The sequence below is a fragment of the Rugamonas apoptosis genome (assembly GCF_014042355.1).
GTDB classification, from domain to species: domain Bacteria; phylum Pseudomonadota; class Gammaproteobacteria; order Burkholderiales; family Burkholderiaceae_D; genus Rugamonas; species Rugamonas apoptosis.
Genome location: NZ_JACEZU010000008.1, coordinates 50,246 through 71,349, shown reverse-complemented (window position 1 = coordinate 71,349; position 21,104 = coordinate 50,246). Strand labels below are relative to the sequence as shown.

At 64.8% G+C, this 21,104-nt stretch carries 16 protein-coding genes and 1 pseudogene; 13 read left to right on the top strand and 4 right to left on the bottom strand.

Annotation, left to right across the window (positions count from 1 at the left end; all coding sequences use genetic code 11):
• Window positions 1–51: 51 nt before the first annotated feature.
• Genes H3H39_RS16630 through mmsB form a run of 5 tightly spaced genes read left to right on the top strand, consistent with a single transcriptional unit; the run spans window position 52 to window position 5,585 of the window.
• Window positions 52–1,557, top strand: a complete 1,506-nt coding sequence (locus H3H39_RS16630) for a CoA-acylating methylmalonate-semialdehyde dehydrogenase (protein WP_182154546.1) — start codon at window positions 52–54, stop codon at window positions 1,555–1,557.
• 17 nt (window positions 1,558–1,574) lie between these two features.
• A complete protein-coding gene (locus tag H3H39_RS16625; RefSeq protein ID WP_182154544.1) occupies window positions 1,575–2,735 on the top strand; it encodes an acyl-CoA dehydrogenase family protein in 1,161 nt (386 codons plus the stop codon).
• Window positions 2,732–3,514, top strand: a complete 783-nt coding sequence (locus H3H39_RS16620; protein WP_182154541.1) for an enoyl-CoA hydratase — start codon at window positions 2,732–2,734, stop codon at window positions 3,512–3,514. The genes H3H39_RS16625 and H3H39_RS16620 overlap by 4 nt, the downstream gene beginning before the upstream one ends.
• A complete protein-coding gene (locus tag H3H39_RS16615) occupies window positions 3,514–4,668 on the top strand; it encodes an enoyl-CoA hydratase/isomerase family protein (RefSeq protein ID WP_220461578.1) in 1,155 nt (384 codons plus the stop codon). The genes H3H39_RS16620 and H3H39_RS16615 overlap by 1 nt, the downstream gene beginning before the upstream one ends.
• Window positions 4,669–4,691: 23 nt before the next feature.
• Window positions 4,692–5,585 carry a 3-hydroxyisobutyrate dehydrogenase gene (gene mmsB / locus H3H39_RS16610; RefSeq protein WP_182155028.1) on the top strand — a complete coding sequence of 298 codons (894 nt, stop codon included), beginning with the start codon at window positions 4,692–4,694 and terminating at the stop codon, window positions 5,583–5,585.
• Between the two features lie 55 nt (window positions 5,586–5,640).
• On the opposite strand, the pseudogene H3H39_RS16605 reads toward mmsB, so the two are convergent.
• Both H3H39_RS16605 and H3H39_RS16600 read right to left on the bottom strand, forming a co-directional pair.
• Window positions 5,641–5,742: pseudogene (locus H3H39_RS16605) on the bottom strand (sigma 54-interacting transcriptional regulator); the annotation flags it as partial.
• Between the two features lie 63 nt (window positions 5,743–5,805).
• Window positions 5,806–6,882 (bottom strand): LacI family DNA-binding transcriptional regulator, encoded by a 1,077-nt coding sequence (locus H3H39_RS16600; protein WP_229218102.1) that lies wholly within the window; start codon window positions 6,880–6,882, stop codon window positions 5,806–5,808.
• Window positions 6,883–7,204: 322 nt separating this feature from the next.
• Between H3H39_RS16600 and H3H39_RS16595 the strand changes: the two genes are divergently transcribed.
• Genes H3H39_RS16595 through H3H39_RS16575 form a run of 5 tightly spaced genes read left to right on the top strand, consistent with a single transcriptional unit; the run spans window position 7,205 to window position 14,416 of the window.
• Window positions 7,205–9,553 carry a TonB-dependent receptor gene (locus H3H39_RS16595; protein WP_182154539.1) on the top strand — a complete coding sequence of 783 codons (2,349 nt, stop codon included), beginning with the start codon at window positions 7,205–7,207 and terminating at the stop codon, window positions 9,551–9,553.
• Between the two features lies 1 nt (window position 9,554).
• Window positions 9,555–10,670, top strand: coding sequence for an alpha/beta hydrolase-fold protein (locus tag H3H39_RS16590; RefSeq protein WP_182154537.1), 1,116 nt, complete (start codon window positions 9,555–9,557; stop codon window positions 10,668–10,670).
• A complete protein-coding gene (locus H3H39_RS16585) occupies window positions 10,639–11,550 on the top strand; it encodes a GDSL-type esterase/lipase family protein (RefSeq protein WP_182154535.1) in 912 nt (303 codons plus the stop codon). The genes H3H39_RS16590 and H3H39_RS16585 overlap by 32 nt, the downstream gene beginning before the upstream one ends.
• A complete protein-coding gene (locus H3H39_RS16580; protein WP_182154533.1) occupies window positions 11,543–12,604 on the top strand; it encodes an alpha/beta hydrolase fold domain-containing protein in 1,062 nt (353 codons plus the stop codon). The genes H3H39_RS16585 and H3H39_RS16580 overlap by 8 nt, the downstream gene beginning before the upstream one ends.
• 27 nt (window positions 12,605–12,631) lie before the next feature.
• Window positions 12,632–14,416: a tannase/feruloyl esterase family alpha/beta hydrolase gene (locus H3H39_RS16575; protein WP_220461576.1), complete on the top strand. Its 1,785-nt coding sequence runs from the start codon at window positions 12,632–12,634 to the stop codon at window positions 14,414–14,416.
• A 138-nt stretch (window positions 14,417–14,554) separates the two neighbouring features.
• Here H3H39_RS16575 and H3H39_RS16570 read toward each other — a convergent pair whose 3' ends face one another.
• Together H3H39_RS16570 and H3H39_RS16565 are read right to left on the bottom strand one after the other, a co-directional pair.
• Window positions 14,555–15,700 (bottom strand): SLC13 family permease, encoded by a 1,146-nt coding sequence (locus H3H39_RS16570; protein ID WP_182154532.1) that lies wholly within the window; start codon window positions 15,698–15,700, stop codon window positions 14,555–14,557.
• Window positions 15,701–15,871: 171 nt separating this feature from the next.
• Window positions 15,872–17,191 (bottom strand): protoporphyrinogen/coproporphyrinogen oxidase, encoded by a 1,320-nt coding sequence (locus H3H39_RS16565; RefSeq protein ID WP_182154530.1) that lies wholly within the window; start codon window positions 17,189–17,191, stop codon window positions 15,872–15,874.
• A 287-nt stretch (window positions 17,192–17,478) separates the two neighbouring features.
• Here H3H39_RS16565 and H3H39_RS16560 point away from each other — a divergent pair, with 287 nt between their 5' ends.
• From H3H39_RS16560 to H3H39_RS16550, 3 genes are read left to right on the top strand one after another with little or no spacing between them, the layout of a single operon-like run.
• Window positions 17,479–18,711: a 3-methyl-2-oxobutanoate dehydrogenase (2-methylpropanoyl-transferring) subunit alpha gene (locus H3H39_RS16560; RefSeq protein WP_182154528.1), complete on the top strand. Its 1,233-nt coding sequence runs from the start codon at window positions 17,479–17,481 to the stop codon at window positions 18,709–18,711.
• A gap of 28 nt (window positions 18,712–18,739) precedes the next feature.
• Window positions 18,740–19,744 (top strand): alpha-ketoacid dehydrogenase subunit beta, encoded by a 1,005-nt coding sequence (locus H3H39_RS16555; protein WP_220461575.1) that lies wholly within the window; start codon window positions 18,740–18,742, stop codon window positions 19,742–19,744.
• A 2-nt stretch (window positions 19,745–19,746) separates the two neighbouring features.
• Entirely contained in the window at window positions 19,747–21,102 is a 1,356-nt protein-coding gene (locus H3H39_RS16550; RefSeq protein WP_182154524.1) for a dihydrolipoamide acetyltransferase family protein, read from the top strand.
• Window positions 21,103–21,104: the final 2 nt, after the last annotated feature.

The window sequence follows — 21,104 nt, the reverse complement described above, 5'->3', positions numbered from 1 at the left end:
GGTTGGCTGCGTATTCTGGGGGCTATTCAACCACCACGTCGAGGAGCCAACATGAGCGTATCCGTACCAACCGTCAAGCTGCTGATCAACGGCGAATTCGTCGAATCGAGCACCACCGAATGGCGCGACGTCGTCAACCCGGCCACGCAGGAAGTGCTGGCGCGCGTACCGCTGGCCACCACGGCGGAAATCGCCGCCGCCGTGGCCGCCGCGAAGAACGCGTATACAACCTGGCGCAAGACGCCGATCGGCACCCGCGCCCGCATCTTCCTCAAGTACCAGCAACTGATCCGCGAGAACATCAAGGAGCTGGCCGCCTTGTTGACGGCCGAGCAGGGCAAGACGCTGGCCGATGCTGAAGGCGACATCTTCCGCGGCCTGGAGGTGGTGGAACACGCGGCCAATATCGGCTCGCTGCAGATGGGCGAGATGGCCAACAACGTGGCGAGCGGCGTCGACACCTATACCTTGCAGCAGCCGATAGGGGTGTGCGCCGGCATCACGCCATTTAATTTCCCGGCCATGATCCCGCTGTGGATGTTTCCCATGGCCATTGCTTGCGGCAATACCTTCGTGCTCAAGCCGTCCGAGCAGGACCCGATGGTGACCATGCGCCTGGTGGAACTGGCGCTGGCCGCCGGTATTCCAGCCGGCGTGCTGAACGTGGTGCATGGCGGCGAGACGGCCGTCAACGCCATCTGTGACCATCCGGACATCAAGGCGGTGTCGTTTGTCGGCTCCACCAGGGTCGGCACCCATGTGTACCAGCGCGCGTCGCTGGCCGGTAAGCGCGTGCAGTGCATGATGGGCGCGAAGAACCACGCTATCGTGCTGCCCGATGCGAATAAGGACCAGGCGCTCAACAATATCCTGGGCGCGGCCTTCGGCGCGGCCGGCCAGCGTTGCATGGCGTTGCCGGTGGTGGTGCTGGTGGGAGAGGCCAATGGCTGGATTCCGGAACTGGTGGAAAAGGCCCGGTCCATGAAGGTGAGTGGCGGCGCCGAGCAGGGCACCGATATCGGGCCGCTGATTTCGTGCGCGGCGAAGTCCCGCGTGGAACGCTTGATCGGGCTGGGCATCGAGCAGGGCGCGCGCCTGGAACTCGACGGCCGCCAGCCTGACGTGCGGGGCTACGCCAACGGCAACTTCGTCGGCCCCACCATCTTCTCCGGCGTCAAGCCCGGCATGGCCATCTACGACGAGGAGATCTTTGGCCCGGTGCTGTCGCTGGTGTTCGCCGCCGATCTCGATGAGGCGTTGGCGTTTATCAACAGCAACCCGAACGGCAATGGCACCGCCATTTTCACGCAGTCCGGCGCGGCGGCCCGCAAATTCCAGGAGGAGGTGGACGCGGGCCAGGTTGGCATCAACGTGCCAATCCCGGTGCCCGTTCCCCTGTTCTCGTTCACCGGTTCCGGCGCCTCCAAGCTGGGCGACCTGGGCCCGTATGGCAAGCAGGTGATCCTGTTCTACACCCAGACCAAGACCATCACGGCGCGCTGGTTTGACGACGGCAGCGTGGCCGGCGGCGTCAACACCACCATTTCGCTGAAATAGGCCGTATCGGAGGCAATATGGAATTTGAACTGTCCGAAGTGCAGGGCGCGTTCCAACAAAGCGCCCGTGATTTCGCCGCCGGCGAAATGGCTCCGCATGCCGCGCGCTGGGACGCCGATTGCGAATTCCCGCTGGAGACCATCCACCGGGCGGGCCAGCTGGGCTTTTGCGGCATGTACACGCCGCAGGAATTGGGCGGCCTGGGGCTGTCCCGGCTCGATGCGGCGCTGGTGTTTGAAGAACTGGCGGCGGCCTGCCCATCCACCACGGCCTATATCACGATCCACAACATGGTCAGCTGGATGGTGGCCACCTGGGGCGGTCCGGAAGTGCATGAGCGGTGGGCGCCGCGCCTGGCCAGCGGCGAACAACTGGGTTCGTATTGCCTCACCGAGCCGGGCGCGGGATCGGATGCCGGTTCGCTGGCCATGCGTGCGGTGCTGAAAGATGGCTATTACCAGCTCGACGGCAACAAGGCCTTTATTTCCGGCGCCGGCGCCACCGACTTGCTGGTGGTGATGGCCCGCACCGGCGACGCCGGACCGAAAGGCATCAGCGCCTTCGCCGTGCCAGCCGATACCCCGGGTATCAGTTACGGCCGCAAGGAAGTCAAGATGGGCTGGAACAGCCAGCCCACGCGCGTGGTGAGCTTTGATGGTGTGCGTATCCCGGCCAATCACTTGCTGGGGCAGGAAGGAGAAGGCTTCCGCATCGCCATGAAAGGCCTGGACGGCGGCCGTATCAACATCGCCACCTGTTCGGTCGGTGCGGCCCAGGCGGCGCTGGACGCCGCGCGCACCTATATGACCGAACGCCGCCAGTTCGGCAGCCGCCTGGCGTCATTCCAGCATCTGCAATTCGAGCTGGCCGACATGCAGACAGAACTCGTGGCGGCGCGGCAGATGGTGCGGCTGGCGGCGGCCAAGCTCGATGCGGGGGCGCCCAACGCCAGCGTGTATTGCGCCATGGCCAAGCGCCTGGCGACCGATATCGGCTTCAAGGTCTGCAACCAGGCGCTGCAGATCCATGGCGGCAACGGCTATATCCGGGAATATCCGCTCGAACGCTACCTGCGCGATGTGCGGGTCCACCAGATCCTGGAAGGCACCAATGAAATCATGCGCGTCATCGTGGCGCGTCACCTGCTTGAACAACCTAACGCGGAGGAATTGCGATGAACCACTACATCAATCTACAGCTTGAATTGCGCGGTCATACCGCCATCGTCACCCTGAACAACCCGCCTGCCCACACGTGGACGGCGGACAGCTTGTCCTCGCTGGCCACACTGGTAACGGACTTGAACGCCAACCGCGAAATTTACAGCCTGGTGGTGACGGGGCAGGGCGACAAATTCTTCTCTGCCGGCGCCGACCTGAAGCTGTTCGCCGACGGTGACAAGGCGATGGCGCGCACCATGGCGCGCCGCTTCGGCGAAGCGTTCGAGGTCCTGTCGCGCTTCCGCGGCGTGTCGATCGCCGCCATCAATGGCTATGCGATGGGCGGCGGACTGGAGTGCGCGCTCGCTTGCGACATCCGTATCGCGGAAAGCCATGCGCAAATGGCCTTGCCGGAAGCGACGGTCGGCCTGCTGCCATGCGGCGGCGGCACGCAATCGCTGGCGTGGCTGGTGGGCGAGGGCTGGGCCAAACGCATGATACTGTGCGGCGAGCGCCTCGATGCCGAGACGGCGCAGCGTATTGGACTGGTGGAGCAAGTGGTGGCCAAGGGCGAAGCGCTGACGGCGGCACTGGCGCTGGCGAAGTTGGTGGAAAAGCAGAGCCCGACGAGCGTGGCCGCTTGCAAGAAGCTGATCCAGGGCGCGCGCCATGAATCGCCGGCCAACTGGCTGCCGGTGGAGCGCGAACTGTTCGTCGACCTGTTCGATACGGAGGACCAGAAGGAAGGTGTGGCGGCGTTCCTGGCCAAGCGTCCGGCGCAATGGAGGAATGGCTGATGGACGGTTCCCAGATGCATGGCGTGGCGCCCGCGCCAGTGCTGGCCGAAACCCGGCTGGCTGCCAATGGCCGCCTGATCGGCCTGCTGACCTTGAACGCGGAAAAGACGCTCAATGCGGTATCGCTGCCGATGATCGAATTGCTGGCACAACATTTGTCGGCCTGGGCCGACGACGACCGGATCGCCATGGTGGTTTTGCAGGGCGCCGGCGATAAGGCGTTTTGCGCCGGGGGGGATTTGCACAACCTGTACCGTACCATGCGGGCGCAGCGCGATACCCCCCACTCCGGGGCAGTTGACGGCAACCCGTACGCCAATGATTTCTTCAGCCGCGAATACCGGCTCGATTACCAGATCCATACCTATAAGAAGCCGGTTCTATGCTGGGGTCATGGCATCGTCATGGGCGGCGGGATAGGCTTGATGGCGGGCGCCAGCCATCGGGTAGCGACGGAGCGCACCCGGCTATCCATGCCGGAAGTGCGGATCGGCCTGTTCCCCGATGTCGGCGGGTCGTGGTTCCTGAACCGCATGCCCGGTCGCGCGGGCCGCTTCCTGGCGCTGACCGGCATCGCGATCGAGGCGGCTGACGCGCGCTACGTGGGACTGGCCAATCATGTGCTGCCCCATGGGGCCAGGCACGATGTGCTGGACGCGCTGCTGACGCAGCCGTGGAGCGACGACAGCGACGCCAACCACGCGTTGGTCGGCCATGTGCTGCGCCGGACGGAAGCACGCGGCCGGGAGCCGGGTTGTCCGCAGACCGGCCCTTTGCGTCAGCACCAGCAATTGATCGATGCGCTGTGTGGCGGCGATACGGTCGAGCAAGCGCTAGCCGCGCTGGCCGCCCTGGTAACCGACCACCCGTGGCTGGCCAAGGCGGCCGGCGCACCCAAGGACGCCTCACCGGGCGCCATGCGGCTGGCGTGGCGCATGCTTGAAACGGCCAAGGATATGTCGTTGGCGGACGTGTTCCGCCTCGAATACGGTGTGGCGCTGCATTGCGCGGCGCAGGGCGATTTTGCGGAAGGCATACGTGCGCTCCTGATCGATAAGGACATGGCACCGCGTTGGCTGCCGGCCAGCAGCACCGACACCTTCCTCGACAATCCCTGGACCAACACGCCGCACCCGCTGGCCGATATTCACTAAGGAGATACTGCATGAGCACGAACGTGTACAAGATCGCATTCATCGGATTGGGCAATATGGGCGGCCCGATGGCGCTGAACCTGCTGAAGGCGGGCCACGCGCTGGCCGTATTCGACCTGTCCCAAGCCGCGCTGAAGACGCTGGGCGACGCCGGTGCGCGGATCGCCGCCTCGGCGCGCGCCGCAGCGGACGGCGCCGACATCGTGGTATCGATGCTGCCGGCCAGCCGTCACGTGGAAGGGCTGTACCTGGGCGAGGAGGGCATCATCAATGGCTTGCGCCCCGGGACCCTGATCATCGATTGCAGCACCATCTCCGCGCAGTCAGCCATCGCGGTGGCGCAAGCGGCCAAGGCGGCCGGGGTGGACATGATCGACGCGCCCGTCTCCGGTGGCACTGGCGGCGCCCAGGCCGGCAGCCTGACGTTCATGGTGGGCGGTCCGGCCGAGGCGCTGGAGCGTGCCCGGCCGGTATTGCTGGGCATGGGGCGCAATATTTTCCACGCTGGCGGACCTGGTGCGGGACAGACCGCCAAAATTTGCAACAACATGCTGCTGGGGGTATTGATGGCGGGCACCGCTGAAGCGTTGGCGCTGGGCGTGGCCAATGGCCTCGACCCGCAGGTGTTGTCCGACATCATGGTCAAGAGCTCAGGGCGCAACTGGGCCCTGGAATTGTACAACCCGGTACCTGGCATCATGGATAACGTGCCGGCTTCGCGTGGCTACAGCGGCGGTTTTGGCGTGGACCTGATGCTCAAGGATATGGGCCTGGCGGCGGAATCGGCGATCAACGCGAAATCCGCCGTTCCGCTGGGCGAACTGGCCCGCAATCTGTACGCCTTGCATAGTTTGAACGGTGCCGGCGCACTGGACTTTTCCAGTATTTACGATTGGTTGAAAAAGAAGGGCAAATAATCTTTGCCGGAATAAAAATGGGCAACCAAAAGGTTGCTCATTTTTGGGGCAGGGCCAAGCTGGTGCGGCGCGCACCACAGTTGACCGCCACGAACGGCCCGTGCCGCTCGCTTTGATTGTGGATGTGGCGTGCGATCAGCTCCTTGCCGGTACCGGTGGCCGTTCATTTAACGACTTGTGCTCTCGCCCAGGAGCGATTCGGAGCAGGCTGGCATGACAGCTAGCTTTGCCTGCCTTCGCCACGGGTGCTGCTCCGGCGCGGCATCAATTGCGCCGGCAGTTGCACCTGCGCCGGCGGTGTGCCGGATAATTGCGCCAGCAGGCTGGCGACCAGCGCCTTGCCAGCTTCGATCATCGGCGTGCGTACCGAGCTCAGCGGGGGCTGGAACTGTGATGCGGTGCTGATGTCGTCATAGCCCACCACCAACACGTCATCCGGCACTTTTTTCCCCAACGCCACCAGCGCGCCGATCGCGTTCATCGCCATCGGGTCGTTGGAAGCGAACACGGCATCAAAGCCGCCGTCGCGCGCCATGCTGGCGGCGATCGCGGCATCCACGGCCTGACGCGATTCGCCCACCGGCAGCGTCAGGTCGGCCGCGGGCACCAAGCCACGCATATGGTGCGCCTGCAGGTAGCCGGCGTGACGCTGGCCGATCTCCGGCATGGCCGGATCGCCGAGGAATGCAATGCGTCTGGCGCCCTGGTCCAGCAGGTGAGCGGTGGCGAGCAAACCGCCTTGCACGTTATCGCCTCCCACGGAGCCATACAGCTGGTCTGGCATGCGCGCGCCCCACACGACAAAGGGCAACCCCTGGACCGCCATCTTCGTCAACTGGTCATGGTGCCCCCATTGACCGATCAGGATGAAGCCGAGACAGCGGCCACCTTTGTACGGTTCGGCCGCCAGGTCGAGCCGGTCGGCCGACACGCGCGATAACAGCATGTCCATTCCGCATGCGGTGAGCGCATCGGCAATGCTGCCGACCAGCGTCAGGAAGAAGGGCTCGGATAACGGCAAGTGCTCGACCGGGTCGTATGGGACCACGACTGAAACGGTGCGATTCTGGTTCAGGCGGAGATTCCTGGCGCTGGCGTCGACGCTGTAATTGCTGGTCTTGGCCAGTTCGATGATGCGGTTGCGGGTTTCCTCGCTGAGGCGGCCGGTGCCGGACAATGCCCGCGATACGGTCGAGCGCGAAACACCTGCCATGCGCGCGATGTCCTCCATTTGGGTTCTCGATGGCCGGGCAAAAGGCACCGTCGAAGCGGGCTCCATTTCCTTCTTGTTGCTCATTTTGCTTCCAATAATTATTCAGCGTCACGATAGGTGAGGCTGCATCTTACACGCAGCCTTGGACAACGCCAGCATTTTGCGCATGCGACCGAATTCAATCGATTGCGCAGTGCCGGTTTATCCCGGCTCAATAATTCTGTCCGTCACAGAAATTCCGCAAAAAATCTCGATGAGTAGTTGCATTTTTCTTTAAAAAATGACACAGTGAGCAATCGATTGCGCAAATCGGCGTGCAACAAGTAAAAAGAGCAGCATCCTGCGCCATCGGTATCGCGCCCGGGCGTCTACCGCGGCGGCACCTGATAATAACTACGGAGAACACATGAAATGCAAATTGAAACCGCTGGCCCTTGCCTGCGCCGCGCTGGTCCAGGCGGGCAGCCTGCACGCGCAGGACAGCGCCGCTGACAAGCAAGCCGACCAGGGCACGCTGGAGGCCGTCACCATTACCGCCCAGCGGCGCTCGGAAGTACTCTCCAAGGCGCCGCTTTCGGTCAGCGTGGTGAGCCAGAAAGCGCTGGACGCCCAGGGCATCACCGCGCTGGTCGATATTGCCTCGTCGATTCCCAACATGGCCGTCGCCAGCAACGGCTTCTCCATGCGCGGCATCGGCAGCAACGCCAGCTTCGGTGGCTATTCGACAGTGGCGGTTCACGTCGATGGCATCTACGAGCCCAACTATCAGATCATGAGCCTGGGCCAGTACGATGTCAGCCGGATCGAGGCATTGCGCGGGCCGCAAGGCACGGTCTACGGGCGCAATGCCACGGTTGGCGTGGTCAACGTGATCACCGCGCGTCCGAGCGCACGCCACGAACTGTCGGGCGATGCCGCGTACGGCGAGCACAATGACGTGACGGTGCGTGGCGTGCTCAATGTGCCCGTGTCCGACACCTTGCAGTTGCGCGCCGCGCTGCTGCGCCGCACCAGCGACGGCGATGAGGCTGGCGGCGCCGTGTCTGCGCGCTACGGTAAGATCAACCTGTCGAGCGCGCGCCTTGCCGCGGCCTGGCAATTGACCGATGAGCTGAAATGGAACGTCTCGCTGAGCCGACTGGAAGACCAGGGGACGATTTCGGCCATCCACAGCGTGGCCTACAATTATTACCCGGACGCGAACATCGCGGCCGGCACACTCGGTGCGCGCGTCACGCTGCCGGTCGATCGCAACGTCGGCGGTATCGGCAGTGGCGGTGCCGGCACCGATATCCGCAAGGCGCTGACCCAGTCCGGTCTGCGTTCCTCGCTGGTCTGGAACCTCAACGACGACTGGGCCCTGACGTATCTTGCCGGGCTGACCAGGCTGGTCAACGACGGCGTCGATTTCAATTCCGGCATTTTCAGTTACACCAACCACGACAACCAGACCCGCACCCAGAGCCACGAGCTGAACCTCAATTACGAGGGCGACCGGCTCAAGCTGGTTGGCGGCCTGTACGCCTATCGTGACAAGCAATCCGGCCTGTACGCGGTGCGGGTCGGCAACGCCTTGCCGGCGCCCCTGGCGAGCGTATTGCCGGCCGGCCTGGCGTACGCCCCCGGCGCCGGCAATCTGCCGTCCGGCTATGGCGATGTCGATATCGCCGTGCGCAACAATGAACTGCGCAACACCTCCAAGGCCGTGTTCGGCCAGGCCACCTACAGCCTGACGGCGGCGATGCGTATGACGCTGGGCCTGCGCAGCACCCGCGATACCGCGCTGACCAACACCGACACCCAGGCTTGCCTGTACGGCACGCTGCTGTCGCAGGCGAACAATCTGCCGTGCAGCGTTCCCTTCGGTGCGCCGGTCAACGCCTACGGCGCCACCAGCTCGCGCAACACCAGCTATAAGGTCACTTCCGAGTTCGACCTGGGCCGCAGCTCCTTGCTGTATGCGACGGTCGCCACCGGCTACCGTGGCGGCGGCGTGACGCCCAACGTGGCGAGCGAATACCTGACTTATAAGCCGGAAACCCTGACCAGCTTCGAGGCGGGCTGGCGCGGCCGCCTGCTGCGCGACACGCTCGGTGTCAACCTCACCGCCTTCAGCATGGATTACAAGGATTTGCAAGTCAGCACCATCGGCAAAAACCTCTCGGGCAACAACGCTGCCGTGACGGGCAACGCCGCCACCGCCCGCGTGCGTGGTATCGAGACCGAAGTCGACTGGCGCATCACGCGCAGCGACCAGCTGCAAGGATTTTTCACCTATCTGGACGCCCGGTTCGGCAAGGTCGCGCCGGGCATCGACAACGCCCATGCGATCGACTCCCTGTACAACAACTACGCGCCGACACCCATCAATGCCAGCCCGCTCGATAACAGCGACCGACGCTTGCCCAACGCGCCGAAGTTCAGCGCGCGGGCCCGCTATGCCCATACCTATCAGCTGGGTGCGGGCGGCCAGCTGACGCCATCGATACAGTCGTTCTGGCAGAGCGGCAGCTTTGCCGTGATCGACAACCTGAGCGACCCCAATCCGCTGCTAGGCTATCGCAAGGCGTACAGCAAGACCGACCTGAACCTTGATTGGCAAAGCGCCGACAAGCGCTGGACCGTCAATGCCCACGTCTACAACCTGGAGGACCGTCAGGTCTATGCCACCAGCACGCAGATCGCCGCCCTCAGTATCGCCACCTATATGCCGCGCCGCACCTTCGGCCTGCGTGCAGGCTACAGCTTCTACTGACATGCTGGAGAAAGTCTTTCAGCCGGCCCTGCGTTCGCCTGAGATCGGCGGCGATGGTTCACTCACGTTCCGGGTGCGGGCGCCGTCGGCGCGGCAAGTACGGGTGGAGCTGGATGCGCTCGCGCATCCCGTCCAGCTGGCGCGCGGCGCCGACGGCATCTGGTCGGGCCGCAGCCCCATCCTGCCGCCCGACCTGTATTGCTATCGGGTGGTGGTCGATGGCGTCGGCCAGCTCGATGCCGGCAATCCGCACATCAAGCCGGCCCACGATGGACTGGGCGAGAGCCTGGTACTGGTGAGCGGCGACCCGCGCGGCGGCGCGCTGCCCTGGCAGCGTGGCGAGCTGCCGCGCGGGCACGTGGTGCAGCACAGCTATCGTTCCGCAGAAATCGGCGACGACCGCGATTTCTACGTCTACACGCCGGCCGGATACGACCGGCGTTCGACGCGCGTCTATCCGGTGCTGTACCTGCTGCACGGTTTGGGCGACGATGCCAGTGGCTGGTTCAGGGCGGGACGTGCCGCCGTCATGCTGGACCATCTGATCCACAGCAAGCGCTGCGCCCCGATGCTGGTGGTCTGCCCCACGGGGCATTGCCATCCGGACGTGGCCAGCGACCGGCCCGTCCCGGCCGCTGGCGTGGCGCTGCGCAGTCTGGCGCTGATGCGGGCCGCATTGCTGCAGGAGGTATTGCCGATGGTGGAACAGGCGTATGCTGTCGATCCCGGACGCGGGGGCAGGGCGGTCGCAGGCCTGTCGATGGGTGGGGCGCAGGCACTGTACATCGGCTTGAATTCGCCCCAGCTATTCGCCCACATCGGGGCGTTCAGTCCCGCCACCTTCATGCTGGAACAGGATTACCCGGCCTGTCTGCGGCAGGCGCCGCGCTGCAACGGGGCGCCCGCCACCTGGATCCGTTGCGGACGCGACGATTTCCTGCTGGACGACCTGGGCGGGTTTATCGATTGGCTGCGGCAGCAGGGCGTCCCGCATGCCTACCAGGTGACGGACGGCGGGCATACGTGGCCGGTATGGCGGCGCAATTTCATCGAATTCGTTACTACCCTTTTTATCGAGGATAATCATGCAAATCAATTTCGCACGGCCGCTACGTAAGGGCCTGGCGGCCGCGCTGGTCGCGCTGGCGCCGGTCGCCTGCCTGGCGCAGGCGGCGGAGGCCATCGGCATGGTCGAGCAGCCGTGCGCCAGTGTGCCAGCGTTGCCCGCCGCGCCACGCGCGCTGGTGGATCAGTTCATGCAGCCGGGCGCATTCAACCCGGTCGAAGTGCAGCGCCTGCTCGCGACGGCGCCCATGGTGGAACGGGCCCGCCTGGAACAATCGCAGCGTCAGCGCGACTGGCCCGGGCTGTGCCGCTACGCCACCGCCAATGCGGCGCTCATGGCGCAAGCCAGGCCAGTGCGCGGGGTATTCCTGGGCGACTCGATCACCGAACTCTGGTCCGAGGCCGGCGCCACGGTATTCGGTGATCAACTGATCAACCGCGGCATCGCCGGCCAGACCACGCCGCAGATCCTGCTGCGATTTTATGCCGACGTGGTGGCGCTGCATCCGCGCTTTGTCCACATCATGGCGGGCACCAACGACATCGCCGGCAATACCGGCCCGACTTCGGCGCAGCGCTACATGGACAACATCAGCGCCATGGTGGCCATCGCCCGGCAGCATCACATCCAGGTCCTGCTGGCCAGCATCCCGCCGGCGGCCAGCATGCCCTGGCGCCCAACGCCGGCCACACCGGAACGTATCGGGCAGCTGAACCAGTGGCTGCGGGCGCTGGCCCGCCGCGAGGGCTTGACCTATATCGATTACCATGCGGCGCTCAGCACTGCCGATGGCGCCTTCCGTCCGGACCTGTCGAACGATGGCGTGCATCCCAACAACAATGGCTACCTGCGCATGCGGGCCGTGCTCGACGCCGCGCTGGGCCAGCTTCCCACCAACATCCCGACCGCAGGAGGACCTGAGCATGACTGAGACTTCGCATGGCGCCCGGCGCCGCGCCTTTTTGGCTGGCCAGGCTGGTCTGGCCGCCGCTGCCGTGGCGTTGCCGGCACGTGCGCTGGAAGCGTGCGCGCCACCGGCGCTGCCGCTGCCACCTACCATATCGGCTGGCTGGCCCAAGCTGTTCGGGGAACTGGCCAGTTTCCCCAAGCCGGTATTGCCCGCCCCGGACGATATCGCCGGCTGGGAGGCGTTGCGCCTGCGCTTGCTGGACATGTTCACCGCCATGAACCGGGAGCGCGTGGCCGCCACCGGCGTCAAGGTCCGCGCGGACACGCTGGGCGGCGTACCGGTGTTGTGGGTCGAGCCGCCGCGCCTGCGCCGCCGCGACAGCCTGGTGGTGTACATCCACGGTGGCGCTTACACGCTGGGCTCGGCCGCGTCCACGCTGCTGCCGGCGGCGCAGATGGCGCTGGCCACTGGCCGTCGGGTGGTGTCGATCGACTACACCACGGCGCCCAGGTCGCAGTGGGACAACACCACGGCGCAAGTGGAGAAGGTGTTTGTGGCGATATACGGCGCCGGCTACCAGCCGCGCAGGGTGGCGTGCTTTGGCGACTCCGCCGGCGGCGGCCTGCTGGCCGGCGCCTTGCTGCGCATGCGCGACCACCGTGTCCGCCTGCCAGCCGCCGCTGCGCTGTGGTCGCCCTGGACCGATCTCGATTTCCAGGGCGACACCATGCGGACCTTGGCCGGCGCCGATCCCATCGTTTCGCTGGAATCACTGCGCCCGAGCCGCGATGCCTACGTGGCCGAAGCCTGCCGCCGCCATCCCTACGTCTCGCCGGTGTATGGCAGTTATGGCGCCGACTTTACGCCCACGCTGATCCAATGCGGGTCGCGCGAAGTGCTGCTGTCGGACGCGGTGCGGCTGTACCAGGCCATGGATGCGGGCGGCGCCCGGGTGCAACTGGACGCCTACGAAGGGATGCCGCATGTGCATCAGACCATGGCGGACCAAAGCCCGGAAGCGCAGCGGGCGATCGCCAAGACCGTGCGCTTCTTGCTGAGCCACACGGATGCCTGACCTATTACCGACCATGAGAGCAGAGTGATGACCAAAACCTTATTTTGCGCGGCCATGCTGCTGTGCACAGCCGTTGGTGGCGGCACGGCACATGCCGCCGCTACGGCACATGCCGCCGCTACGGCACATGCCGCCGATACTGCGCCGCCTGCGTCCGCCGCCAGCCCGGAACAACGCTGCCACGCGCTGCAGGGACGGATCCATCCCGCCACCTCGTTCCGGGTGCTGCAAGCGACTTACCATGCAGCGGATGAGCCATACGAAATCAACCTGGCCCCCGGCAGTACACGCCGCACCACGCTGCCGGCGCACTGCGAGTTGCAGGCCGAGACGCCGGCGCGGCTGGCCAACGGGCAGCGCTACGCCATCCGTTTCCGGCTGCGCCTGCCGTCGGACTGGAACGAGCGCTTCGTGTTCCAGGGCGGTGGCGGCAGCAATGGTGACATCGGCGATGCCACCGGCAAGCTGTACGGCGCGGACGACACCGCCATCGAGCGCCGCTACGCGGTGTTGAGCCAGGATTCCGGGCATGACAATGTCCGCAACAACGATCCGCAGCGCGGCGGCGCCATGGTGTTTGGTTTCGATCCCCATGCGCGCAGCGACTATGGCCACGCTTCGCTGAAAAAGAGTGCGGATGCCGGACTGTGGCTGCTGCGCCAATACTATAAGCGTCAACCCCGGTACACCTATTTCGTCGGCTGTTCCAAGGGCGGGCAGGAGGGCATGGCTTTCGCCCAGCGCTATCCGGAAGTGTTCGACGGCATCGTTGCCACCGCCCCAGGCTTCGCACTGCCGAAGGCGGCGCTGGCCGAGGCGTGGGATACCCGCGCCTTCGGCCGCCTGGTGCAGGCCCCCGGCGCCCCCGGCTTTGATGTGGCGCGCCTGCATACGGCCTTCAACGGCACGCAACTGACGCAATTGCGCGAGGCCATCCTGGCAGCCTGCGACGCCAAGGATGGCCTGCGTGATGGCATCGTGGCCGATATTGCCCATTGCACGGACCAGGAGGTGCTGGCGCGGTTGCAGGACAAGCGCTGTCGGGCCGGCGGCGCGGCGCCCGATTGCCTGAGCCAGGGACAGATCGATGCGCTGGCCGAGTCGGTGCGGGGGCCGCAAGGCCGGGCCGGCAACGCACTGTACAGCCGTTGGGTCTGGCCCTCCGGTATCGACAGCCCGGCGTGGCGCATCTGGAAGCTGGGATCGGAAGATGGCAAGGTGCCCGCGCTGAATGTCATGCTGGGCGGCCAGGCGTTGGCCGCTCTCTTCAGCACGCCGCCGTCCGTATTGCCGCCAGGCTTGCAGGCGGCGGCCGATTACCAGTTCCAACTGGACTTTGACCGGCAGGCCGAAAATATCCAGTCGGTGGCCGCGCCATATCAGCACTCGGCGTGGCAAGACATCGCGGCGCGCTCCGCCGACCTGACGCGGTTCAAGGCACGTGGTGGCCGCCTGCTGGTGCCGCACGGCGAATCGGACCCGGTGTTCTCGCTGGCGGATACGTTGAACTGGTTTGACGAGGTGAATGTGCGCGAACATGGCGCGGCCAGCTCGTTCGTGCGGGTGTTCCCGGTGCCGGGCATGTGCCATTGTTCCGGCGGTCCGGCGACAGGCCAGTTCGATGCGCTGGCCGCGATGGTTGCATGGGTCGAGCATGGCAAGGCGCCGGACCGGATCGAGGCCCGTGCCGGCGACGACACGCCATGGCCCGGTCGCACCCGGCCACTGTGCCCCTATCCGCAGGTAGCGCGCTACGAGGGGACGGGCAACCCGGAAGTGGCCGAGAGCTTCAGCTGCCGCGCACCTGACTGATATCCGAATGGGAAAGAGTCGGATTTCTAACTCTTTGATTCCATGAGTTAAATGCGTGCCATTGATGGCCCTTGCCGGGTCATCAATGGCATTTTTCATGGTGGTGGGCGTTGCCGCGGCGCTTGCCTGAGATAGCGGTCAGAGAGAGGACAGCAGCAACCAGCCGATCAGCCCCGACAGAACAAGGAAGGGGAAGGAGTAGAGGTGAAAACGCAGCCACAAATGGCGCTCAGGCGCCATGCGCAGCGCGATGATGTTGGCCAGGGAACCAATGGCCAGTCCGAACCCGCCCGCATTGACGCCGTATGCGATCACCTTGTAAGCCGTTGAATACTGCACCAGCAGGATAGTCGCCGGAACGTTGCTGATCACTTGGGAGCCGAGCAGGGCTGCGGCATACAACTTCCGTGGCGTCAATTGCGGAATGCCTGCGACCCAAGTCTGGATGAATGCCAGCTGGGACAGCAAGTGGATGTCGACAAACATGAGAATGAACACCAGGATCAGGCACCAGTCCACTTTCGCAATGATCTCTCGGCAGAACAGCAAGACCGCGATGCCCACGCCCACCAGGCCCAACCCGGGGTGACCCAGTTCGACCATGGCCAGGAACGCGACATAAAGCAAGCCGCAGGTCCTGAGCAGCGCCACGCTGTAGGAGGTGGCGTCGTCCTTCAGGTCCGCGTGGATCACTTGTTTCGGGAAGCATACCCAGGTCGCCAGCAGCAACAGCGCGAAGATCGCCAGCGCGAGCGGCGCCATTTGCCAGGTGAAGTCGGCGAAGGATAAATGCGAGCGCTGCCATAACAGGATGTTCTGCGGGTTGCCTATCGGAGTGAGCAATGAGCCGGCATTGACCGCCAACGCTTCAAAGATAACCAGCCGGCCAATCGGTAAGTTGCTGATGCCGGTCAGGCCGACGGTCAGTGGAACGACGACAAACAGCGCGATGTCGTTGGTGAGCACGGTAGATAACAAGGTCGATGCCGATACCAGAAATATCGCCAACGCGCGCTCCTGGCGCAGCCGGTTGATGATGACCCGCCCCAGGTGTTCCAGGTAGCCGCTCGCCTCGATACCCGTGGTCAGCAATAACATCCCGGCGAGTGTCGCGATGGTGTGCCAGTCGACCCAGGCGAGGTATTCCGGGAAGGGATGTGGCGACAGGGTGGAAAGGACGACCGCGACGGCCAGCAGCAGGTGCATCATGCGGTCGCGAAGAAAAGGTTTGCTGATCTGGCTGATGAAAGACGGGGTGGTAACTGGTGCGGTAATCTCAGGCATGGGGACTTTCTGGCGTGTGGCAGGCGCGCTTTCGGCACGCACTTGATGCATGGTGGCAGACCGAAATGATAGCAGACCGAACATCGCGAGACAGGGCTCAAGTCCATGCTCGGCGCCATGCGACCGGTCATGCGCGAGCTGCTGCCGTCCTTGCAGAGCGCTGCCTGGAACTCAGGAGCTCGACGTCCTACCCGCGAGCAAATGCCGCGCCGCCCAATGGCCTGTTTCAGCCGCGCCGTCAGTCCACGGCGAACCCAGATAGTCACCCGCCAGCACGATGCGGCGCGCGTCCGACAATGTGGCGCGGTAGCCGGCGACAGCCTTTGCCCGTCCAGTCGGTGAGAGCGGTTCCGCGGCCGGCCAGCGCTGCACGTGGGTGGCGACGATGGCGCCGCTCAGGTCCGGCAGCCAGGCCGCCAACTCGGTCACCACCTCCCGAACGGTCGTGTCGTCCGGCTGATCGGCCGCATTGATTGAGGCTTGATGCCCGAGCATGACCGAAATCACTTCGCCCGCCCCGCCGGCCAAGCCGCGCCCGCTTTCGAAGGTCAGGGCGGCAATGCGCCCACCTTCCGAGGGCGCTAGCAGGCAACCGTACACGCCCCGCAGGTTTGCGGGCAAGCGCCACGTGGGTGCCAGTCCGAGCGCAATGTGGATGGTGGCCGCATATTTCACTGACAGCAGCCTCGCTTCAACGGCGGTTGGCGCCGCCAGGATCGCTTGGGCGCGATGGGCGGGCGTGGCCAGCACGGCGGCGCTGCCGTGCAGATATTCGCCGTTGACGAGCACGCGGATACCGCCGGGGAGTTCCTCGACACGTTCCACCGTGGCGCCATAGGACACGTCGAGCATTGCCGCCAACGCCTCGGGCAGGGCCTGCCAGCCACCGGCGATGGCCAGGGTGTCCGCGCCGCCGAAGGCCATGATGGCCGCGATCAGGGCCTTCGATGTGCCGGCCAACCGATGAAAGTACAGTCCATGTACGGTCGATTCGATGACGTGCGAGGCGGCGGTCTGGCCCATGTTATCCCGGCACCAGTGTTCGGCGTCAGCGTCATCGAAGGCGGAGAATGCGGCATAGCAGCTTGGATCGATGCCGCGCGCGCGCCACGAAAGGCCTGCGGCGCCGCGTGCAAGGCGCCAAGCCTCGGCGCCGCCCAGCATCCCGCTGGTGAACAAGGTCCAGGGCCGCCGCGCGTGAACGCGGTAGAGGTGATTGCCGCGCTGAAACGCCGCCAGGGCCGACAAGGCGCGAACGCGGGACCAGAGCCCCATCTCTTTCAGCAGGGGCGGGATGTAGCGATAGCCCGAGGATGGAAACTGCGCGCCGCACTCGATCTGGTGGCCGTGAAAATCGATGCTTTTGATGCGCCCGCCAGGCCGTTGTCCGGCTTCCAGCACGGTGACGTGACAGCCCGCTTCCTGGAGTCGCCAGGCGGCGCTCAAACCGGCGATACCGGCTCCGATGACGATGATTTTTTCCTTGTTCATGAACATACATGGCTGTATAAATTGAGCCACACAGTAGCAAGCCGCACGACGCCCTACAAGCCTTTGAAATCATGCGCTTGCTAACCGGTCGCGCTGAGCGCCCCGGCGAGTAGCGGAGATCAGGGAAAGCATGTTACTCTCCGCTTGCTTTCCAGAAAATATTTTCGTGCCCGCCGTGCCAGCCGCAGCGGGCGGTTCCACAGTCCAGGCCGGCCGCCGCTACCCGCCATACGCCCGCCAGGATTGACCACCATAAGTGCGACACGATCGCACATGAAGGAATGAGAATGAGCAAGGGCGAACCCTTACGCCTGCACGTGCCCGAACCGACGGGACGTCCAGGTTGTGTCACTGATTTTTCTTATCTGCGCCTGTCGCCCGCCGGGGCCGTGCGCCGGCCCGAGGTCGATGTCACCCCCATGGATACGCGCGATCTGGCGTACTCGCTGATCAGCGTGCTCGATGCCGAGGGCAACGCCGTCGGCCCCTGGGCACCGCAAATCGATATCGAGATTGTCCGCAAGGGCATGCGCGCGATGATGAAGACCCGCATCTTCGACAGCCGCATGCTGATGGCGCAGCGCCAGAAGAAGATGTCGTTCTACATGCAGAGCCTGGGCGAGGAGGCGATCGGCACCGCCCAGGCGCTGGCGCTCAATGTGGACGACATGTGTTTCCCCACCTACCGCCAGCAAAGCATCCTCGTCGTGCGCGACTATCCGTTGGTCGACATGATCTGCCAGCTGATGTCGAACGAACGCGACCCGCTCAAGGGCCGGCAATTACCCGTCATGTATTCGGTGAAGAAGGCCGGTTTCTTCTCCATCTCCGGCAACCTGGCGACGCAATACATCCAGGCAGTGGGTTGGGGCATGGCATCGGCCATCAAGGGCGACACCAAGATCGCCTCGGCATGGATAGGCGATGGCGCCACGGCCGAAGCGGATTTCGACACCGCCCTCACATTCGCCCACGTGTATCGGGCGCCGGTAATCCTGAACGTGGTCAACAACCAGTGGGCCATCTCGACCTTCCAGGCCATCGCCGGCGGCGAGGACACCACCTTCGCCGCACGTGGCGTCGGCTGCGGCATCGCCTCGCTGCGCGTCGATGGCAATGACTTTCTGGCCGTCTACGCGGCCTCGTGCTGGGCCGCCGAGCGGGCCCGCCGCAACCTCGGACCCTGTTTGATCGAATGGGTGACCTACCGCGCCGGCCCGCACTCGACTTCGGACGATCCCTCGAAGTACCGCCCCGCCGACGACTGGTCGCATTTCCCGCTGGGCGATCCGATCGCGCGCCTGAAACAGTATCTGATCAAGGCCGGCGCCTGGTCGGAACAGGAACACGAGGAAACGCAGAAGCAGCTGGAGGCGGAAGTGTTGACCGCGCAGAAGGAGGCCGAACAGTACGGCACCATGGCCAGCGGCCATACCTTCAGTCCCGCTGAAATGTTCGACGGCATCTATAAGGAACTGCCCGAACACTTACGCGTGCAACGTCAGCAACTGGGGATTTGAGATGTCGGAAAACATAACTAAAAAACCCATGACCATGATCCAGGCGCTGCGTTCAGCGATGGACGTGATGATGGAGAAGGATGAAAACGTCGTGGTCTTCGGCCAGGACGTGGGTTACTTTGGCGGCGTGTTCCGCTGCACCGAAGGCCTGCAAAAGAAATACGGCACATCGCGCGTGTTCGATACGCCGATTTCCGAAGGCGGTATCGTCGGCGTGGCCATCGGCATGGGCGCGTATGGCCTGCGGCCGTGCATCGAGATCCAGTTCGCCGACTATATCTATCCGGCTTACGACCAGATCGTGTCCGAGGCGGCGCGCCTGCGCTTCCGCTCGGCGGGCGACTTCACGGCGCCCATCACGATCCGCACACCATGCGGCGGCGGCATCTACGGCGGCCAGACCCACAGCCAGAGTCCGGAGGCCGTTTTCGCCCACGTTTGCGGCTTGCGCACGGTGATGCCGTCCAATCCTTACGACGCCAAGGGCTTGCTGATTTCCTCGATCGAGAATGACGATCCGGTGATCTTCCTGGAACCGAAGCGCCTCTACAACGGCCCGTTCGACGGTCACCACGACAAACCGGTGGTGCCGTGGTCGCAGAACCCGCTGGGCGAGGTGCCCGAGGACTACTACACCGTCCCGCTCGACAAGGCGGCCGTGTTCCGGCCGGGCACGCAGCTCACCGTGCTCGCTTACGGCACCATGGTGTGGGTATCCGAGGCGGCGGCGCGCGAGACCGGCATCGACGCCGAGATCATCGACTTGCGCAGCCTGTGGCCGCTGGACCTGGAGACCATCGTCGCATCCGTCAAGAAGACCGGCCGTTGCGTGGTGGTGCATGAAGCCACCCGCACCTGTGGTTTTGGCGCCGAGCTGGTGTCGCTGGTGCAGGAGCATTGTTTCTACCATCTGGAAGCGCCGATCGAACGTGTGACGGGTTGGGATACGCCTTACCCGCACGCGCAGGAATGGGCGTATTTCCCGGGGCCGGCGCGCGTTGGCGCCGCGTTCAAACGTGCGGTGGAGGCATAAAGATGGGTATTCACGTCATCAAGATGCCGGACATCGGCGAGGGCATTGCGGAAGTTGAACTGGTCATGTGGCATGTCAAGGTGGGCGATGCCGTCACCGAAGACATGGTGCTGGCCGATGTCATGACCGACAAGGCCACCATTGAGATTCCATCGCCGGTCCACGGCACCGTGGCCATGCTGGGCGGCGCGGCTGGCCAGGTGATGGCCGTGGGAGCGGATCTGATTCATATTGAAGTGGAGGGCGCGGGTAACTTGAAGCCGCAAGCTGGTTCGGCTGCGGCCCCGGCCCAAGCTGCGGCATCGGCCCCGGCATCGGCCCAGGCCCCGGCTTCCGCAGCGGCCGCTGCACCGGCTTCGCTGGCGCCCCCCGCGGCGGCACCGGCTGCCGCCAGACCTGCAACAGCACCTGCCGCCGCCATGCAAGCGGCGCCCGGGCACGCACCAGCGTCCACACCCGCCCGCGTGGCGCGCGAAGCGGGCGAACGTCCACTCGCTTCGCCCGCCGTGCGCAAGCGCGCATGGGACATGGGTATCGAACTGCAGTTCGTGCATGGCAGCGGCCCGGCCGGCCGCATACTGGACGCGGACCTTGACGCCTACGTAGCGCGTGGCGTGCAAGGGGCGACTTCCACCGCCCCGGGCGGCTACCGCGAGATCCACACGGAACAGACCATTCCGCTGATCGGCCTGCGCCGCAAGATCGCGCAGAAGATGCAGGAGTCCAAGCGCCGCATCCCGCACTTCTCGTACGTTGAGGAGATCGACGTCACGGAGCTGGAGAGCCTGCGCGCGCGCATGAACGAACAGTGGGGCAAGGAGCGCGGCAAGCTGACCGTGCTGCCATTGCTGGCGCGCGCCCTGGTGCTCGCGCTGCGACAGTTCCCGCAGATGAACGCGCGCTTCGATGACGATGCCGGTTTTGTCACGCAATACGGCGCCGTCCATCTCGGCGTCGCCACCCAGACCGACGCCGGCCTGCTGGTGTCGGTGATGCGCCACGCCGAGGCACGCGACCTGTGGTCTTGCGCCGCGGAGATCGGCCGCCTTGCCGATGCCGCGCGCACTGGCAAGGCCACACGCGAGGAATTGTCCGGTTCGACCATCACCATTTCCAGCCTGGGCGCGTTGGGCGGCATCGTCACCACGCCGGTGATCAACCATCCTGAAGTGGCCATCATCGGCGTCAACAAGATCGTGGAACGGCCGATGGTGCGCCAGGGTGGGCTGGTCGTGCGCAAGATGATGAACCTGTCGTCCTCGTTCGACCACCGCGTGGTTGACGGCATGCATGCGGCCCAGTTCGTACAAGCCATCCGCGCCTTGCTGGAATGTCCAGCGATGCTCTTTGTGGAGTAACA

Excerpts from the sequence above, each read along its gene's own strand:
- H3H39_RS16630 (WP_182154546.1), top strand. The coding sequence starts at position 52 with ATGAGCGTATCCGTACCAACCGTCAAGCTGCTGATCAACGGCGAATTC.
- H3H39_RS16625 (WP_182154544.1), top strand. The coding sequence starts at position 1,575 with ATGGAATTTGAACTGTCCGAAGTGCAGGGCGCGTTCCAACAAAGCGCC.
- H3H39_RS16620 (WP_182154541.1), top strand. The coding sequence starts at position 2,732 with ATGAACCACTACATCAATCTACAGCTTGAATTGCGCGGTCATACCGCC.
- H3H39_RS16615 (WP_220461578.1), top strand. The coding sequence starts at position 3,514 with ATGGACGGTTCCCAGATGCATGGCGTGGCGCCCGCGCCAGTGCTGGCC.
- H3H39_RS16600 (WP_229218102.1), bottom strand. The coding sequence starts at position 6,882 with ATGAGCAACAAGAAGGAAATGGAGCCCGCTTCGACGGTGCCTTTTGCC.
- H3H39_RS16595 (WP_182154539.1), top strand. The coding sequence starts at position 7,205 with ATGAAATGCAAATTGAAACCGCTGGCCCTTGCCTGCGCCGCGCTGGTC.
- H3H39_RS16590 (WP_182154537.1), top strand. The coding sequence starts at position 9,555 with ATGCTGGAGAAAGTCTTTCAGCCGGCCCTGCGTTCGCCTGAGATCGGC.
- H3H39_RS16585 (WP_182154535.1), top strand. The coding sequence starts at position 10,639 with ATGCAAATCAATTTCGCACGGCCGCTACGTAAGGGCCTGGCGGCCGCG.
- H3H39_RS16580 (WP_182154533.1), top strand. The coding sequence starts at position 11,543 with ATGACTGAGACTTCGCATGGCGCCCGGCGCCGCGCCTTTTTGGCTGGC.
- H3H39_RS16575 (WP_220461576.1), top strand. The coding sequence starts at position 12,632 with ATGACCAAAACCTTATTTTGCGCGGCCATGCTGCTGTGCACAGCCGTT.
- H3H39_RS16570 (WP_182154532.1), bottom strand. The coding sequence starts at position 15,700 with ATGCCTGAGATTACCGCACCAGTTACCACCCCGTCTTTCATCAGCCAG.
- H3H39_RS16565 (WP_182154530.1), bottom strand. The coding sequence starts at position 17,191 with ATGAACAAGGAAAAAATCATCGTCATCGGAGCCGGTATCGCCGGTTTG.
- H3H39_RS16560 (WP_182154528.1), top strand. The coding sequence starts at position 17,479 with ATGAGCAAGGGCGAACCCTTACGCCTGCACGTGCCCGAACCGACGGGA.
- H3H39_RS16555 (WP_220461575.1), top strand. The coding sequence starts at position 18,740 with ATGACCATGATCCAGGCGCTGCGTTCAGCGATGGACGTGATGATGGAG.
- H3H39_RS16550 (WP_182154524.1), top strand. The coding sequence starts at position 19,747 with ATGGGTATTCACGTCATCAAGATGCCGGACATCGGCGAGGGCATTGCG.